Origin of the sequence: Pseudideonella sakaiensis (assembly GCF_048320135.1) — a bacterium.
In the GTDB taxonomy this organism is placed as follows: Bacteria; Pseudomonadota; Gammaproteobacteria; order Burkholderiales; family Burkholderiaceae_C; genus Ideonella_A; species Ideonella_A sakaiensis_A.
On record NZ_CP182947.1, the window covers coordinates 196,304 to 211,388 of the forward strand.

The 15,085-nt window shown below is 66.6% G+C and carries 11 protein-coding genes and 1 tRNA gene; 5 read left to right on the top strand and 7 right to left on the bottom strand.

Translation table 11 applies throughout. The annotated features are described in order from the left end of the window. The first annotated feature begins 76 nt into the window (after positions 1-76). From ACNH6H_RS00905 to ACNH6H_RS00920, 4 genes are read left to right on the top strand one after another with little or no spacing between them, the layout of a single operon-like run. Positions 77-3,019, top strand: coding sequence for a molybdopterin-dependent oxidoreductase (locus ACNH6H_RS00905; RefSeq protein ID WP_418314843.1), 2,943 nt, complete (start codon positions 77-79; stop codon positions 3,017-3,019). Then, the gene (locus ACNH6H_RS00910) at positions 3,019-3,786 is read left to right on the top strand and encodes a 4Fe-4S dicluster domain-containing protein (protein WP_418321175.1); all 768 of its coding nucleotides are present in this window, start codon (positions 3,019-3,021) and stop codon (positions 3,784-3,786) included. Before ACNH6H_RS00905 ends, ACNH6H_RS00910 begins: the two co-directional genes overlap by 1 nt. After that, complete coding sequence (locus ACNH6H_RS00915) at positions 3,783-4,706, top strand: dimethyl sulfoxide reductase anchor subunit family protein (RefSeq protein WP_418314844.1); 924 nt, start codon at positions 3,783-3,785, stop codon at positions 4,704-4,706. The genes ACNH6H_RS00910 and ACNH6H_RS00915 overlap by 4 nt, the downstream gene beginning before the upstream one ends. Before the next feature lie 47 nt (positions 4,707-4,753). Next, positions 4,754-7,978, top strand: coding sequence for a 4Fe-4S double cluster binding domain-containing protein (locus tag ACNH6H_RS00920; protein WP_418314845.1), 3,225 nt, complete (start codon positions 4,754-4,756; stop codon positions 7,976-7,978). Positions 7,979-7,991: 13 nt separating this feature from the next. Here ACNH6H_RS00920 and dsbG read toward each other — a convergent pair whose 3' ends face one another. The 5 genes from dsbG to ACNH6H_RS00945 form a co-directional block, all read right to left on the bottom strand. Beyond that, a complete protein-coding gene (gene dsbG, locus ACNH6H_RS00925) occupies positions 7,992-8,807 on the bottom strand; it encodes a thiol:disulfide interchange protein DsbG (protein ID WP_418314846.1) in 816 nt (271 codons plus the stop codon). Continuing rightward, positions 8,804-9,616, bottom strand: coding sequence for a redoxin family protein (locus ACNH6H_RS00930; RefSeq protein ID WP_418314847.1), 813 nt, complete (start codon positions 9,614-9,616; stop codon positions 8,804-8,806). The genes dsbG and ACNH6H_RS00930 overlap by 4 nt, the downstream gene beginning before the upstream one ends. 179 nt (positions 9,617-9,795) lie before the next feature. Next, on the bottom strand, positions 9,796-10,215 hold the full coding sequence (locus ACNH6H_RS00935; protein WP_418314848.1) for an acyl-CoA thioesterase: 420 nt from the start codon (positions 10,213-10,215) through the stop codon (positions 9,796-9,798). Next, positions 10,212-12,020, bottom strand: coding sequence for a feruloyl-CoA synthase (locus tag ACNH6H_RS00940; protein ID WP_418314849.1), 1,809 nt, complete (start codon positions 12,018-12,020; stop codon positions 10,212-10,214). The genes ACNH6H_RS00935 and ACNH6H_RS00940 overlap by 4 nt, the downstream gene beginning before the upstream one ends. Before the next feature lie 105 nt (positions 12,021-12,125). Further along, complete coding sequence (locus tag ACNH6H_RS00945; protein WP_418314850.1) at positions 12,126-12,632, bottom strand: DsrE family protein; 507 nt, start codon at positions 12,630-12,632, stop codon at positions 12,126-12,128. A 276-nt stretch (positions 12,633-12,908) separates the two neighbouring features. Between ACNH6H_RS00945 and ACNH6H_RS00950 the strand changes: the two genes are divergently transcribed. Next, positions 12,909-13,643, top strand: coding sequence for a MauE/DoxX family redox-associated membrane protein (locus ACNH6H_RS00950; RefSeq protein WP_418314851.1), 735 nt, complete (start codon positions 12,909-12,911; stop codon positions 13,641-13,643). A 65-nt stretch (positions 13,644-13,708) separates the two neighbouring features. Here ACNH6H_RS00950 and ACNH6H_RS00955 read toward each other — a convergent pair. Both ACNH6H_RS00955 and ACNH6H_RS00960 read right to left on the bottom strand, forming a co-directional pair. Next, positions 13,709-13,785 (bottom strand) — tRNA-Arg (locus tag ACNH6H_RS00955). 48 nt (positions 13,786-13,833) lie between these two features. After that, entirely contained in the window at positions 13,834-15,078 is a 1,245-nt protein-coding gene (locus ACNH6H_RS00960) for a heme biosynthesis HemY N-terminal domain-containing protein (protein WP_418314852.1), read from the bottom strand. Positions 15,079-15,085 lie beyond the last annotated feature (7 nt).

Below are 15,085 nucleotides of genomic sequence, written 5' to 3' on the forward strand. Positions count from 1 at the left end.
TTTCGGGGCCACCGGAACCCGGCACTGGCAGCGCGATCGAACGCGCTGAATCAACCCAGTGGCGGAGGAGTCAGGCATGGTCAAGTGGCTGTCGAGCGAACCCCTCCACGATCCGCTGGGCGAGCCGGCTGAACCGGCCGAGGTCGAGGTCAAGACGACGACCTGCTACATGTGCGCCTGCCGCTGCGGCATCCGCGTCCACCTGCGCGAAGGGGATGACGGGCCGGAAGTCCGCTATATCGACGGCAATCCGGACCATCCGCTGAACAAGGGGGTGATCTGCGCGAAGGGGTCGGCCGGCATCATGAAGCAGGTCTCGCCGGCGCGGCTGACCCAGCCGCTGCTGCGCAAGGCCGGGTCGGAGCGCGGTGCGGCCGAGTTCGAGCCGATTTCCTGGGAGCATGCCTTCGAGATCCTGACCGGGCGGCTGGCCCGCATCCGCGCGACCGACCCGAAACGTTTTGCACTCTTTACGGGGCGCGACCAGATGCAGGCACTGACCGGCCTGTTCGCCAGCCAGTTCGGCACGCCGAATTTCGCCGCCCACGGCGGTTTCTGCTCGGTCAACATGGCGGCCGGGATGATTTATACGGTCGGCGGCAGTTTCTGGGAATTCGGCGGCCCCGATCTCGAGCGGGCAAAGCTGTTCGTGATGATCGGCACCGCCGAAGACCACCACAGCAACCCGCTGAAGGTCGAGATCAGCAAGTTCAAGCGCGCCGGTGGCCGCTTCATCTCGATCAATCCGGTGCGCACCGGCTATTCGGCCATCGCCGACGAGTGGATTCCGATCCGTCCCGGCACCGACGGCGCACTGCTGATGGGGCTGCTGCATGTGCTGATCGCCGACGAGCTGATCGACCAGACCTTCCTGAAGCGATTCACGAATGCGCCGCAGCTGGTTGTCCTCGACGACGGCGAGCGCCACGGGCTGTTTGCCTTCGACCCCGACAAGGGCCCGCCCGGCGACGGCCGCGAGCCGCACAACAAGCTGGTCTGGGACAGCGCCAGCGGCCGCATTCTCCCGGCCTATCCGGAAGGCATTGCCGACGGCTGCGACCCGGCGCTGGCCGGTGAATACCGGCTTGCCGACGGCGCCCGGGTGGCGCCGGCCTTCCAGTTGCTGCGCGATCGGGTTGCCGAGTGCACCCCGGAGTGGGCCGCGCAGATCACCGGCATCGCCGCAACACGCATCCGCCAACTGGCGCGTGAACTCGGGCAGACCGCGCTGCAGCAGGCCTTCGAGCTGCCGATCGCGTGGACCGATGCCTGGGGAAAGCGGCACCCGACAACACAGGCAAGGCCGGTCGCCTTCCATGCGATGCGCGGGCTGGCTGCCCATTCGAACGGCTTCCAGACGGTGCGCGCGTTGGCGGTGCTGATGAGTGTGCTCGGCACGATCGATGCACCGGGCGGCTTTCGCCACAAGGCGCCCTACCCGCGCCACATCGCGCCGAGTTACCGAGCGTTCAATTCCGCAGAGATGATCGAGCCGGGCAAGCCGCTCGATGCCGCGCCGCTCGGCTTTCCGGCCAGCCCTGAGGAACTGGCGGTTTATCCCGACGGCTCGCCGATCCGCATCGACCATGCCTATTCGTGGCAGTACCCACTGGCTGCACACGGCGTGATGCAGAACGTGATCGCCAATGCCGTCAATGCCGACCCGTACCGGCTCGACACCTTGATGATCTTCATGTCGAACATCGCGTGGAACAGTTCGATGAACACGATGGCAGTGCGCGAGATGCTGAACCGCAAGGACGAGCATGGCGAGCACCTGATCCCCTTCCTCGTCGTCTGCGACGCCTTCCAAAGCGAGACTGTTGCCTATGCCGACCTGGTGCTGCCCGACACCACCTACCTCGAGCGCCATGACGTGATGGGCATGCTCGACCGGCCGATCTCCGAATTCGACGGCCCGGCCGATGCGGTGCGGGTGCCGGTGCTGCCGCCGACTGGCGACTGCAAGCCGTTCCAGGACGTGCTGGTCGAACTGGCGTCGCGGCTGAAGCTGCCGGCCTTCACGACCGACGGTGGCGACCGCAAATTTGCCGACTATGCCGATTTCGTCGTCAATTGCCAGACGGCGCCCGGGGTCGGTTTTCTGATGGGATGGCGCGGCAAGAACGGCGACCAGCACCTGCGCGGCGAGCCGAATCCGAACCAGTGGCAGGCCTATGCGCAGAACAACTGCGTCTTCCACTACCGCCTGCCGGAGGCGATGCAGTACATGCGCAACTGGAACCGCGATTACCTCGATTTCGCGAAGGACAAGGGCTGGCGCAAGAAGAATGATCCGATCCAGCTCGCGATCTATTCGGACGTATTGCAGAGCTTCCGGCTTGCGGCCCAGGGCAAGACCTCGGGCCGCCAGCCGCCGGAGCAACTGCGCTCGCGCATCGAGCGGCATTTCGACCCGCTGCCGTTCTGGTCGCCGCCGCTCGAGGACGAGGCGACCGATGCCGGCGATTTCCCGCTGCACGCGATCACGCAGCGGCCGATGGCGATGTACCACTCGTGGGATTCGCAAAATGCCTGGCTGCGCCAGCTGCACAGCCACAACCACCTGTTCGTCAATCCGCAGACCGCGCAGGCCGCAGGCATCGGCGACGGCGACTGGTGCTGGATCGAAAGCCGCTGGGGCCGGGTGCGCTGCATGGTGCGTTACAGCGAGGCGGTCGAGCCGTCGACGGTCTGGACCTGGAATGCGATCGCGAAGGCAGACGGCGCCTGGCGGCTGGGCCCCGGCGCCGACGAGGCGCGCCAGGCCTTCTTGCTGAACCACCTGATCACCGACCGGCTGCCGATCAGTGGCCAGGCCGGTTCCGCAACGGTTGCGAATGCCGATCCGGTCACCGGCCAGGCCGGCTGGTACGACGTTCGGGTGCGGCTGCGCCGCGCTGCCGCAGACGAGCCGGCGCAGGCTTCTCCGCAGACAAGCACCACGCCCGAGGTGCCGGGGCTGGCCGGCAAGGCAGCCCGGGTGATCAGCTATTTCGCCGGCAGGAGGGCCTCATGATGATCGGCTGGCTGAAAAATCTGCTGAGCCGCGACGCGGTCGCAACCGCGCCTGCATCAGTGGCTGATGCTGCCGGCGGCAGGCGGCGCGTCCGCGCCGAACCCGGCGAAACATTGGCGAAACAGCTCGCGCTGGTGATCGACCTCGATGTCTGCGTCGGCTGCCACGCCTGCGTGATTTCGTGCAAGGAGTGGAATACCTCGGGTTCGGCCGGCCCGCTGACCGACCAGAATCCGTATCAGGCGGAGCCGACCGGCACCTTCTTCAACCGCGTGCAGACCTACGAAGCCGGCACCTTTCCCGCCACCGACACGATCCATTTCCCGAAGAGCTGCCTGCATTGCGAGGAGCCGCCGTGTGTGCCGGTCTGCCCGACCGGCGCCAGCTACAAGCGCAAGGACGACGGCATCGTGCTGGTCGACTACGACAAGTGCATCGGCTGCAAATACTGCGCCTGGGCATGCCCCTATGGCGCCCGCGAACTCGACGAGGAGCGCCAGGTGATGACCAAGTGCACCTTGTGCGTCGACCGCATCTACGACGAGAAGCTGGCAGAGCGCGATCGCAAACCCGCCTGCGTGATGGCCTGCCCGACCGGTGCACGGCTGTTCGGTGACGTGAAGGATCCGCAGTCGGAGGTCTCGAAGGCGATCCGCGAGCGTGGCGGCTACCCATTGATGCCGGAATGGGAAACGTTGCCGGCGAACCAGTATCTGCCGCGTCGCAACGGGGTGTCGTCGCCGAAGCCCGGCGGGGAGCAGCGATGAATCCAGCCTGGTCGCTGATCTTCTTCACGACGCTGGCCGGTGCGGCGCAGGGTCTGGTCGTCGCGCTGGCGGTGGCGGCGCTGGCCGGCTTGCGGGTCTCGCCCGGTTTTCTGTCGGCCAGCCTGCTGCTCGCGCTCGGCATGCTGCTCGCTGGTCTGGTGTCATCGTTTGCCCACCTCGGCCGGCCGGCGCGCGCCTGGCGTTCGGTGCTGATGTGGCGCACCTCGTGGCTGTCGCGCGAGGTCATTGCGCTGCCGGTCTTCATCGCTGCCACCGGCTTGTGGTGGTTGCTGCTGCGCGCCGGCGTCGAGACGGTCTGGATGCCGCTGCTGGTAATCCCGCTCGCCTTCGTGTTGTGGCTGTGCACCGCCAGAATCTACAGCTGCATCCGCTTCATCGAGGAATGGGCACAGCCGCTGACGCTGGTCAATTTCATCCTGATCGGGCTGTCATCGGGCCTGGTGCTGACGAGTGCACTCGCTGCGCTGGCGGGTGAGCAGGACTTGCTGCGCGCGAGTGGACCGGCCGCGCTGCTGCTGACGCTGGCAGCCTGGCTGAGCCGCGCAATGAGCCTGCGCCACAACGCGACGCTCAGGCACCGCTCGACGCTGCAATCGGCGATTGGCGTCGACGCCGCGCCGCTGACGCAGCGCGCGATGGGCATGACCGGCGGCTCGTTCAATACCCGCGAGTTCTTCCACCACTGCCCGATCATCGTCGTCAAGCAGGTCAAGGTGCTGTTCCTCGTCGCGGCATTTGCGCTGCCGTCGCTGCTGGCCCTGTGGGCGGTCCTCGGCGGCGGCAGCACCGCGTGGTTGCTCGCGGCATTGCTGCAGGCACCGGGGCTGCTCGCCGAACGCTGGTTCTTTTTTGCCCAGGTGCGCCATCCGCAAAACCTGTATTACCAGGTCGTCTCGTGAGCTGAGCCGCTCGTCGCGCGCGCCGCGTCGGTCAGAATAGCCGCGGCATGCAACGACTGTTTTCCTACCGCGACCGCCCGGTCCATCTCGGGCCCTATCCGCTCGAGCGGCTGACGCGCAGCAATGCCCTCCCCGACCTCACCACGCTGCCGACCATGCAGCCGCTGTCGTTCGACGACGCCAATCCGCTGTCGCTGAACCATGCGATGGCTCGCTTCATCGCGATGTTCGACCTCGTGCGCGACGGTGCGGTCAATCCGCAACGCGGCGAGGTGCCCGACGACGCCGCGGAGCGTGCCCGCCATCTGAAGGCCGCCGGCTACTATTTCGACGCGTCGATGATGGCGGTCGGCAAATTGCCCACCGCGGCCTTGCTGCCCGAGCCGATCCGCAACCCGGGTGTTGCCGCGCTCGGCGCCGAGCTCGAACAAAGCCAGCCGAAAAGTTTTGCCGCCGGCATGGACATGATCCTCGCCGACGTGCTCGAGTCGGCGCGCAAGCGGCTCGACCCGATCGACCGCCTGCAGCGGCCGCACAGCGACGCGATCGTGATCCTGGTCGAATACCCGCGCGACCCACGTCCGGATGAACCGGGCTGCGAGTGGATCGTCGGCACGCAGGCGCAGCGCGCCGCGCTGCTCGCCGCGCAGACCGCGGTGCTGCTGTCGACCTATCTGCGCATGCTCGGCTTCGAGGGCCGCGCGCATTCGGCGACCTGCAGCGATGTCGACCTCGGCAAGCTCGCCCTGGCGCTCGGCCTGACGCTGCCGGACGGAAACAATCCCTATCTCGGCCGCCGCTTCGGCCTCGCCGCAGTGACGACCGATTGCGAACTCGAAGCCGACCGACCGTTGGCAGCGCTGCAGCAGCGCTTCAAATCGCACGGCCCGGCGTGGTGGCTCGGCAAGGGCACGCTGAAAAGCGCGTTCAACCGCGAAGCCTATGCGCGCCGCGATTTCCGGCTCGGCGCCTTTCCGTTCGAGACGCTGAAGCGCCGCGACGAGCCGACCACCTTCATCGACCACGAACGGGTGCCGCGGTTTCCGAAACGCGCCGACTTCTTTGCCCGCGCGCTGTTCGGCGACCTCGGCCGCGCCGTGCAGGACGGCGCGAAGAATGCCCACTATGTGATGAAGAGCCCGATCGGCGCCTGCGCGCGGCGCGCGCTCGGCGCCTTGCTGCTGCTGCAGTTCGGTGAGGCCCGCGGCCCGGTATCCCCGACGACGGCCGATCCGCAGCGCAATGCCGACAACCTGAAGGCAACCGCCTATTTCCTCGGTGTCGATGCGGTCGGCCTGTGCGCGGTGCCGGAATGGGCGTATTACTCGCACGACGCCGGCGGCAACCCGCTGCCGGCCTATCACGCGAACGGCGTCAACCTGCTGCTCGACCAGGGCCACGAGACGATGGAAGGCGCGAGCGGCGACGACTGGATCTCGGTTGCGCAGAGCATGCGCGCCTACCTGCGCTTCTCGATGCTCGGCGGCGTGATCGGCGAACAGATCCGTCGCCTCGGGTATTCGGCACGCGTCCACTCGGTGCTCGACGGTGATGTGCTGCAGCCGCCGTTGCTGCTGCTGTCCGGCCTTGGCGAGGTCAGCCGCATAGGCGAGGTGATCCTGAATCCCTACCTTGGTCCGCGGCTGAAAAGCGGCACCGTGACGACCGACATGCCGATGGCCGCCGACCGGCCGATCGATTTCGGCCTGCAGCGCTTCTGCGAGAGCTGCAACAAGTGCGCACGCGAATGCCCGTCCGGCGCGATCACCGCGGGGCCGAAGCTGATGTACAACGGCTACGAGATCTGGAAGAGCGACGCCGAGAAGTGCGCCCGCTACCGGATCACCAATGCCGCGGGCGGCATGTGCGGGCGCTGCATGAAGACCTGCCCGTGGAACCTCGAGGGCCTGTTTGCCGAAAGTGGCTTCCGCTGGCTGGCGATGAATCTGCCGGGCAGCGCACGCGCGCTCGCCGCGCTCGACGACCGGCTCGACCGCGGCAGCATCAACCCGGTCAAGACCTGGTGGTGGGACATCGAGCTCGACCGCGCCAGCGGCCGTTATGTGAAGGCCGTGCAGACCAACCGGCGCGGGCTGCAGAAGGACCTCGAGCTGAAATACAAGGACCAGACGCTCGCGGTTTATCCGGCCGACAGGATGCCGCCGCCGTTTCCGGTGACGTTTCCGGCGGTGCGCGAGGAAGGCATCGAGCGCTACCGTTCACTGCTGACACCCGGGCAGTACCGGCAGCGGCTGGCGGCCGGCGAAACCGAAGGCCTCGCGCCGCCTTTTCGCATGCCCGACGGCGAGCCGCCGGTGTTTCCGGTCGTGCTGAAACGCCGCGACGAGATGACCGCCGACATCGCGCGTTATGAATTTGTCTCGGTCGACGGCCGCGAACTGCCACCGTTCGACGCCGGCGCTCACATCGACGTCGTGATCGCGCCCGAATACCAGCGCCAGTTCAGCCTCGCCGGTGACCCTGCCGACCACAGCCGCTATGTGCTCGGCGTGCTGCGCGAGCCGGCCGGCCGTGGCGGCTCGGCGCTGATGCACCGCGCCTTCCGCGAGGGCCGGCGTGTCTTCATCACCCGCCCGGCGAACCACTTTCCTCTGCATGAGGACGCGACATCGTGCCTGCTGTTTGCCGGCGGCATCGGCGTGACGCCGATGATCGCAATGGCGCACCGGCTGTTTGCGCTCGGCAAGCCGTTCCAGCTCCACTACAGCGCGCCGAGCCGCACTGGCGCGGGCTTCGTCGACGAGATCGAACAAGCACCGTGGTCGGACAAGGTCGAGTTGCACTTCAAGGACGAAGGCCGGCGCGCCGAGCTGGCTTCGCTGATGCCGGCGTTCACGCCGGGCAAGCATTTGTATTGCTGCGGTTCACCGCGTTATATGGATGCGGTGTTCGCCGCGGCGCGCGACAAGGGTTGGCCCGAGGACGCTTTGCACCGCGAATATTTCAGCGTTCCGGACAGCGAAGGCTGGGTCAACCGCCCGTTCCGGCTGCGGCTGGCGCGCAGCGGCCGCACGCTCGAAGTGCCGGCGGACCAGAGCGCGACCGACGTGCTGGCGTCGGCCGGCATGCACGTCGACACGAAGTGCAGCGACGGGCTGTGCGGCGTTTGCGCGACGCCTTACGACGCGGCGGCGTCCGGTGCCGTCGAGCACCGTGATTTCGTGCTCGGCAGCAGGGAGCGCGCAACGCGCGTGATCCTGTGCTGCTCGCGGACGGTCGACGAAGGGGCTGAACTGATCATCGACCTGTAGTTGCGGTCGGCGCCTATTTCGGCCCGAGGATCTCGACCAGGGCCGGGTCGGGCACGCCGGTGCGCTTCTGGATCGCCCCCTTGGCGTCGCGCCAGACGACACCCGGCGTCGCCTCGATGCCGAGCGCGCCCATCAGCCGCTCGTTCGCATCGAGCTGCGTCGCGATCGCCGGCGGAACCGTCTTCAGCGGCGTCAGGCCGCCGTCGCCGACCGGCTGCGGCCGGCCACCGGCGGCCAGCGTCTTCGCGATCGCCGGCGCATGCCTGCCTTCGTAGGCGGCAAGTGCCTGGGCTGGATCGCTGTCGGCCAGCAGTGCCGCGGCCTTCGCGCGGCTGGTCGGCGTCAGCACGCCGACGATGACGTGGCGCAACTGGACCTTGCCGCTGTCGACCCACGGCCGCGCATCGGCCCAGAATTTGGCGCAGAACGGACAGTTCGGATCGGTGAAGACATAGACGATGCGCGGCGCATTCGGCTTGCCGTCGGCGATCCAGCGGCTGGCCTCGAGCTGTTTCCAGGCCTGCTCGGGCAGCGGCTTGCGCAGCGCAGCCTCGAGCGCGGCGGAATCGACCTCATCGCCATCGGCGCCCAGCGCGGTGCCGGCAATGACATGGCCGTTCGGCGTCACATACAGCGTAATCGGACGTCCGCCGGCGGACGCCGCATAGGCCTTCAGCCCGGTTTTCGACTGGAAGCTGCCGGCGATGCCGATGCCCTGCTTCTGCAGCGACTGCAATGCGGGCGGCAACTCGTCGGCTGCGCAGGCGCCGAACGACGCAGTGAACATCGTCGCCGTCAGCAGACGGCGGGAGGTGGTGGAGATCTTCATCGTTGCAGCAATTTCAGGTTGTCGAGCAAGGTGGCGGAGGAAAGTTCACCGACGCGGCTGGCGACCAGTTGGCCATCGGCGTCGAAGAACAGCGTCGTTGGATAACCCTTGTGGCCCAGCGCCGCCGCTGCGCTCGCCTGCTGGTCGATCAGGACATTGCGCAATGGCAGTTGCTGCTTCGCGAGCCAGGCTTCGACCTGTGTGGCCGATTCACCCTGGTTCAGGAAGACGAAATGCACTGCCGGATTTTTCTGCTGCGCCTGCTGCAGCATCGGCATCTCGCGCACACAGGGCGGGCACCAGGTGGCCCACAAATTGACCACCGTCGGCTGGCCGCGAAAGCTGTCGAGCCGGACCGGCGAGCCATCGAGCGCCGACAGGTCGAGCGCAGGCAGGCGCAGCGCGGCTTGCGGCAGCATCACGAGCGCGAGCGTGCCGGCCAGCCACAACGCGGTGCCGGCAAGCGCCGCACGGCGCAACGGTTTTTGATGCGCCGGCCGGGTTCTGCCGCGCCACAGGATGAACAGCCAGCCGCCGACGATGCCGGCCAGCGCGTTCCAGCCGCCATCGCGGATATCGATGATGCCCAGCGGCGCTTCGAGGTAGGCCTCGTGATACTGCAAGACGAAGGCCAGCCGCGCGACCACCAGCGCTGCCAGCAGCGCGCCCCACAGCGACGGCTCGACATCGAGCCCGAGCTTGCCGCCGATTCGCTTGCCGACCTGCAGCGACACCACGACCGCTGCGAACAGCAGCAGCAGCGCATGCGGCAGGACCAGCGGCCCCAGAGCAAATGCGCCGTCGATCATGCGGCCGCAACGGCGGCGCGCCGCGATCCGGCTTCGACGCGACAAATGAGCTGGCCGCGCGTCACACCCACAGGTACAGATCTGTCCACGGTGGCAATCAATCAGTTGATGAACTGATATTCTATTGTCGTATATATTGTTACGGGTGTATCTGCCTCGGCCCTGCCGTGTTCAGGGATTCAGCTGCACAGCGCCTTGATGTCCGGCGGGACCGGGATCGCGCGGATCCGCTCCGGATCGGCCGGATCGCGGACAACAAAGGCGCGCACTTCGGTGCCTTCGCACAACACAACGTCGCCGCGCCGCACGACATGTCGGTGCCGAAATGTCTTGGCCGCCCAGTCGTCGATCGTCGTGTGCACCTCGATCGTCTCGCCGTAGGTCGCCGGCTTCATGAAGCGGGTATGGATCTCGAGCAGCGGCGTGCCGATGATGCCGCGCGTCTTCACCAGCTCACGCCACGGCGGCACGCCGCAGGCGACAAAAAAGGCCAGCGACGCCTCGTCCATCCAGCGCGAGAAGTTCGGGAAGAAGACGATGCCGGCCGGATCGCAGTCGCCGAAGTGCACGTCGACGCGGTGGATGTGAATCCTGCTCATCGGCCGGGCCCGCCGGCGCGGACCACGTCGGGCGCGTCGCTGTAGAGGTGCTGAACCTGCGCCGCGCGATGCCGCAATACCGCCGCCTGGTTCACGTAGCCCTTGTCGGTGATTTCGCCGCGCTCGGCGCTCGGTGGTTCGCTCAGGATCAGCGCACGTTGCGGAGTTTGTGACGAGCCGGCCCCTTCGGCCTGCATTTCCTGCAGGCAGGCGCCGATCCGGCTGGCCAGTTCGTCGGCCGGCAGCGCCGCCGCTGGCGCGCTCGGAAACACCAGCACGCCGACCTCGTCGCGGTCGTGGCCGGTGATCACGACGTCCTGCGCCAGCGGTGCAAGTGCGGCCACGACCTTCACACGCAGCGTGCCGACCGACACCCAGGTGCCGCTGCTCAGCTTGAAATCCTCTGCAACGCGGCCGTTGAAGACGACGCCACGTTCGGGCTCCGCGTCGTCGAGCAGATGTCCTGCATCGCCGATCCTGTAATAGCCGTCGGCGTCGAAGGCCTGCGCGGTCAGCTCCGGTGCATTGCGATAGCCGGGGAAGATGCTGACGCCCTTCACCCGCATCTCGAGCTTTTCGCCATTCGGCACCAGCTTCAGTTCGAGCCCGGGCAGCGGCAGGCCGATCACGCCGGCCTTGTCGAGCCGCCAATGCGCACTGGTGATTGCCGGCGAGGTCTCGGTCGAACCCCACGAGGTCGTCAGCCAGATCGGCTCGCCACGCACCCGTACCGCAAGCTGTTGCAGCCTTTCCCAGGTCGTTTGCGGCAATGCAGCGCCAGCATAAAAAACCGCACGCAGTCGCGCAAAAAATCCTTGCGCCAGTTGTTCGTCGGCCTCTAGCACCGGCAGCAGCAGGTCGATGCCGCGCGGCACGTTGAAGTGGATGGTCGGCTGGATCTCGGCGAGATTGCGCGCGGTCTTCTCGATCAACCCCGGCGCCGGACGGCCTTCATCGATCACCAGCGTGCCGCCGTTGCGCAGCACAAGGTTCAGGTTGTGGTTGCCGCCGAAGGTATGGCTCCACGGCAGCCAGTCGACGATCACCGGTTTTTCGTGCTCGAGAAAGCGCCACACCTGCGCAATCATCTGCTGGTTGGCGCACAGCATCCGGTGCGTATTGATGACGACCTTCGGTGCACCGGTGGAGCCCGAGGTCAGCAGGTATTTGGCATGGTCGTCGGGTGCGATCGCGTCGAAGGCACGGCGCACCTCCGGCCCCTCGGTCGTGCCGGCGAGCTGCGCGAAACCGATCGCGCCTTCCACCGTCTCGGCGCCGCGGCTGAACACGGATACCGCCCGCAAGCCAGTGCCCGCCACCGGCGGCCCATAAATCTCCGCATCGTCGCCATACACCAGCGCGGGGTCGAGCGCATCGAGGATGCCGCGGACCTTGCCAAAATCCTTCGCGAGACGGCTGTAGGCGCTCGAGACGGTGCAGACGGCACGCCCGATGTGCATGCCCGCCAGCATCAGCAGCAGGTGATCGATCGAGTTGTCCGATAACGCGACGATCGGCGCGCGCGGTGCGAGCTGCAGATCGAGCAGACCCTGCGCGACGCGCCCGACCTGCTCGCGCGTTTCGCGCCAGTTCAGCCGCCGCCAGCTGCCATCCTTGCCGCGCTCGGCAAATGCCGGCGCATCGGGCGTCGCTGCCGCCCAGTGCTCGAGCCATTCGCCGATGCAGCGGGCATAGGGCTGCAGCGGATCGGGCGAGCGCAACACGAAGCCGCCACCAGCGAGCAGTTCGCGCTCGGTGCGCGGCGGCGCAAGCATCGAAACGTCGTCAAAGGGCTGCTGGTCCATCTCGTCTCCGCAGTCGTCTGATCGTCAGGTGAAGAGTGGATGGTAGTGGCGAAGCGACGCTCTGCTGCCATTCCAGCCGGCGCCGCAGCCGAGGCGCCTGCCCGCTCATTCGGCCTTCAGATAGGCGAATCCCTTCGACTGCAGTTCGGCGATGCGGACGACGCCGGAGCGCACGCCGGCGATGCCGGCAACGATGCGCGGCTTCGGCAAGTTGATCAGCTCGGCGGTCAGCTCGCAATATTCGAGCTTGACCTTGTGCAGGTCGCGCAGCTGCAGCAGGCGCTGGATCAGATCGCCGCGCACGCTGCGAAAGGCCACATCCTCGGCGAACGGCGTCCCGGCCAGCGCATCCTCGGTGATGAAGCGGATGCCGGCAGCCAGAAAGACGATCCGCACGTCGTAGTCGACCAGATCGTTCTGGTAGGTCGTCACCATGTTGTTGACGTTCTGGATCATTGCGCTGAGGCGCCGCGGCTCGCCGAAATCGACGTGCCAGACGGCTTTCGGCATCGCATTGGCTGCCTGTGCGGAGGCGTTGCGCGAGCCGAGCGCAAGCCCGGACAACACGGCAGCTGGCGCGGCCGCCAGCCAGAAACGGCGGAATGGTTTCATCGGTTTCTCCCTCTGTGCAGCAACGAGTGTCGCCTCGTGCGTCGGACCGGCACCATCTTCGCACCGTCGCGAATCGACGTTGCCGGAGCGGGTATTGAGGATGCACGCCGATCGGCTCAGCGACGATGCCGCCGCGGGCGCGTTCGACTTCCGAACGCGCCACGCCGGTGCGCGCTTCGCCGATTCGCCGTTGCGGCATTGTCCGACGCCACGCGGTCGATGTCGTGGTTCAAATCATTCGGGTGCAACTGCATGCTGGCACCCGCAATGACCGAGATGAGCGACACAAGGACCGCCTCCCTCTACCGCATGGTCATGCCCGGCCATGTATGTCCGTATGGGCTCAAATCGAAGGACCTGCTCGAGCGCAAGGGCTATGCGGTCGATGATCACCACCTGAAGACGCGCCACGAGACCGACGCCTTCCGCAAGCGACACGGCGTGAAGACGACGCCACAAACCTTCATCGGCGAGCGGCGCATCGGCGGATACGACGAACTGCGCCGCTTTTTCGGCAAGCCGGTCGCCGATCCGCAGGCGACGTCGTACAAGCCGGTGATCGCGATTTTCGCGACATGCGCATTGATGGCGCTGATGGCTGCATTTGTCGCCACCGGTCAGTTCAGCGTTCGCACCGCCGAGTGGTTCATCGCATTCTCGATGTGCGCATTGGCAATGCAGAAGCTGCAGGATATAGAGAGCTTCTCGACGATGTTCCTGAACTACGACCTGCTGGCGCGGCGATGGGTTCGCTACGGCTACCTCTATCCGTTTGCCGAGGGTATCGCCGGTGTGCTGATGATCGGTGGGGTGCTGAATGTGCTGTCGATTCCGCTGGCCCTGTTCATCGGCACGATTGGCGCGCTATCGGTCTTCAAGGCGGTCTATATCGAGCGGCGCGAACTGAAATGCGCCTGCGTCGGCGGCAACAGCAAGGTGCCGCTCGGTTTTGTCTCGCTGACCGAAAACCTGATGATGGTCGCGATGGGCCTGTGGATGCTGGCCAGATAGGCCGCAGTCGACGGCACAACGAAAAAGGGCTTGATTCCAGATGGAATCAAGCCCTTATCGACAACTGGCGCGGCTGGCAGGATTCGAACCCACGACCCCTTGGTTCGTAGCCAAGTACTCTATCCAACTGAGCTACAGCCGCGAAGCCTCGCAGTATAGCAGAGGTTTTTTGCCTCTCCTGAAGAAGTGATCAAAGTTTTGCTGCCGCTTCGAGAAACTCGCCGGCGCGAGCGCTGTCATCCTGCTGCCTGGCAATTCGCGCCAGCTGCAGCAGCGCGTCGCGGCGCTGGCTGGCTGCGAGTTTGCTGTCGGCGGCAGCCTGCTCGAGCAGGCTGCGCGCCTTGCCCCACAGCTGCCGCTGCGCGAGCGCACTGCCCACTGCATGGGCGATTGCCCCATCGGCCGGATAGGCGCGGGCTGCAGCCTCCAGACGCGGCAACCAGTCCGGGCCGATGCCTTCGGTGCAGCGTGCCAGCGCCGCGGCGAGCACCGACCGCTCGTCGACGGCAAGTTCGTCGAGCTGCTCCCAGAACGGCCGCAACCATTGGCGCGCCTCGTTGGCGGCGCCGAACTGCACTGCGCAGCGCACTGCATGGGCGGTGATGAACGGATCGCGGCGTTCAGCCGGATCGAACTGCTGCCAGATCGTCGTCAGCTGGTCGATGTCGTGAGCGCTGCTCAGCGATTCGAAGGCCAGCGAACGCAGCAGGCCTTGTGCGGCGATCTTCGAGAAACCCTGGTGCTTGGCAAGCAGCCGCGCGGTTTTCATCGCTTCGAGCGGCTGCATCGCCAGGCGCGATGCCTGCAACTTCAGGCGCAGCGCATGGGTGCGGCGAGCGACACCCGGTGGCAACTCGGCAAGCAGCGCGAGTGCCTTGTCGGCATCGCGGTCGTCGAGCGCAAATTCGGCGGCCAGCAGTCGCGCGCCCTCCTCGACCGGCCGCGCTGCGGGGCTGCGCTGCGCGAGGTCGAGTGCCTTTGCCATCTCCTGGTCGCGTTGCAGCCTGTCCTGCAGCCGATGTGCACTGCCGGCATGCAGCAGGTGCGCAAGCACCGTGAAATCATTGTCCTGCGCCATCGCCGGGGTGTCGGACTGAATCGCCAATGCCCGCTGCGCGGCACTGACGGCGCGGCTGTAGCGGCCGCCGAAATATTGCGCCAGCGCCTCGCGCAGTGCCGCCTGCGCGGTGCGGTCGCGCCGCGCAGTGCGCCATTCGTGGGCGCGCTGCGGCAGCCCCGTCAAGACGCTGATCGCCTGCATCACGGTGACCAGCACGAAACAGGTGCCAATCAGCAACAGGAGGAACAGGTTCAGCGACATGTCGAATCGCCAGCCGTTCCAGTAGAAGCTTGCCAGGCCGTCGTTGCTGCCGAACGCGGTCGCCGCGACGACCGCCGCGACGAAGATCAGCACCAGCCAGATCACGGAGCGCATCGGCCGC

What these genes read in the sequence shown, in the direction of transcription:
- ACNH6H_RS00950 (WP_418314851.1), top strand. Translation starts at nt 12,909, where the DNA reads ATGAGCGACACAAGGACCGCCTCCCTCTACCGCATGGTCATGCCCGGC.
- ACNH6H_RS00945 (WP_418314850.1), bottom strand. Translation starts at nt 12,632, where the DNA reads ATGAAACCATTCCGCCGTTTCTGGCTGGCGGCCGCGCCAGCTGCCGTG.
- ACNH6H_RS00940 (WP_418314849.1), bottom strand. Translation starts at nt 12,020, where the DNA reads ATGGACCAGCAGCCCTTTGACGACGTTTCGATGCTTGCGCCGCCGCGC.
- ACNH6H_RS00920 (WP_418314845.1), top strand. Translation starts at nt 4,754, where the DNA reads ATGCAACGACTGTTTTCCTACCGCGACCGCCCGGTCCATCTCGGGCCC.
- ACNH6H_RS00960 (WP_418314852.1), bottom strand. Translation starts at nt 15,078, where the DNA reads ATGCGCTCCGTGATCTGGCTGGTGCTGATCTTCGTCGCGGCGGTCGTC.
- ACNH6H_RS00915 (WP_418314844.1), top strand. Translation starts at nt 3,783, where the DNA reads ATGAATCCAGCCTGGTCGCTGATCTTCTTCACGACGCTGGCCGGTGCG.
- ACNH6H_RS00910 (WP_418321175.1), top strand. Translation starts at nt 3,019, where the DNA reads ATGATCGGCTGGCTGAAAAATCTGCTGAGCCGCGACGCGGTCGCAACC.
- ACNH6H_RS00905 (WP_418314843.1), top strand. Translation starts at nt 77, where the DNA reads ATGGTCAAGTGGCTGTCGAGCGAACCCCTCCACGATCCGCTGGGCGAG.
- dsbG (WP_418314846.1), bottom strand. Translation starts at nt 8,807, where the DNA reads ATGAAGATCTCCACCACCTCCCGCCGTCTGCTGACGGCGACGATGTTC.
- ACNH6H_RS00930 (WP_418314847.1), bottom strand. Translation starts at nt 9,616, where the DNA reads ATGATCGACGGCGCATTTGCTCTGGGGCCGCTGGTCCTGCCGCATGCG.
- ACNH6H_RS00935 (WP_418314848.1), bottom strand. Translation starts at nt 10,215, where the DNA reads ATGAGCAGGATTCACATCCACCGCGTCGACGTGCACTTCGGCGACTGC.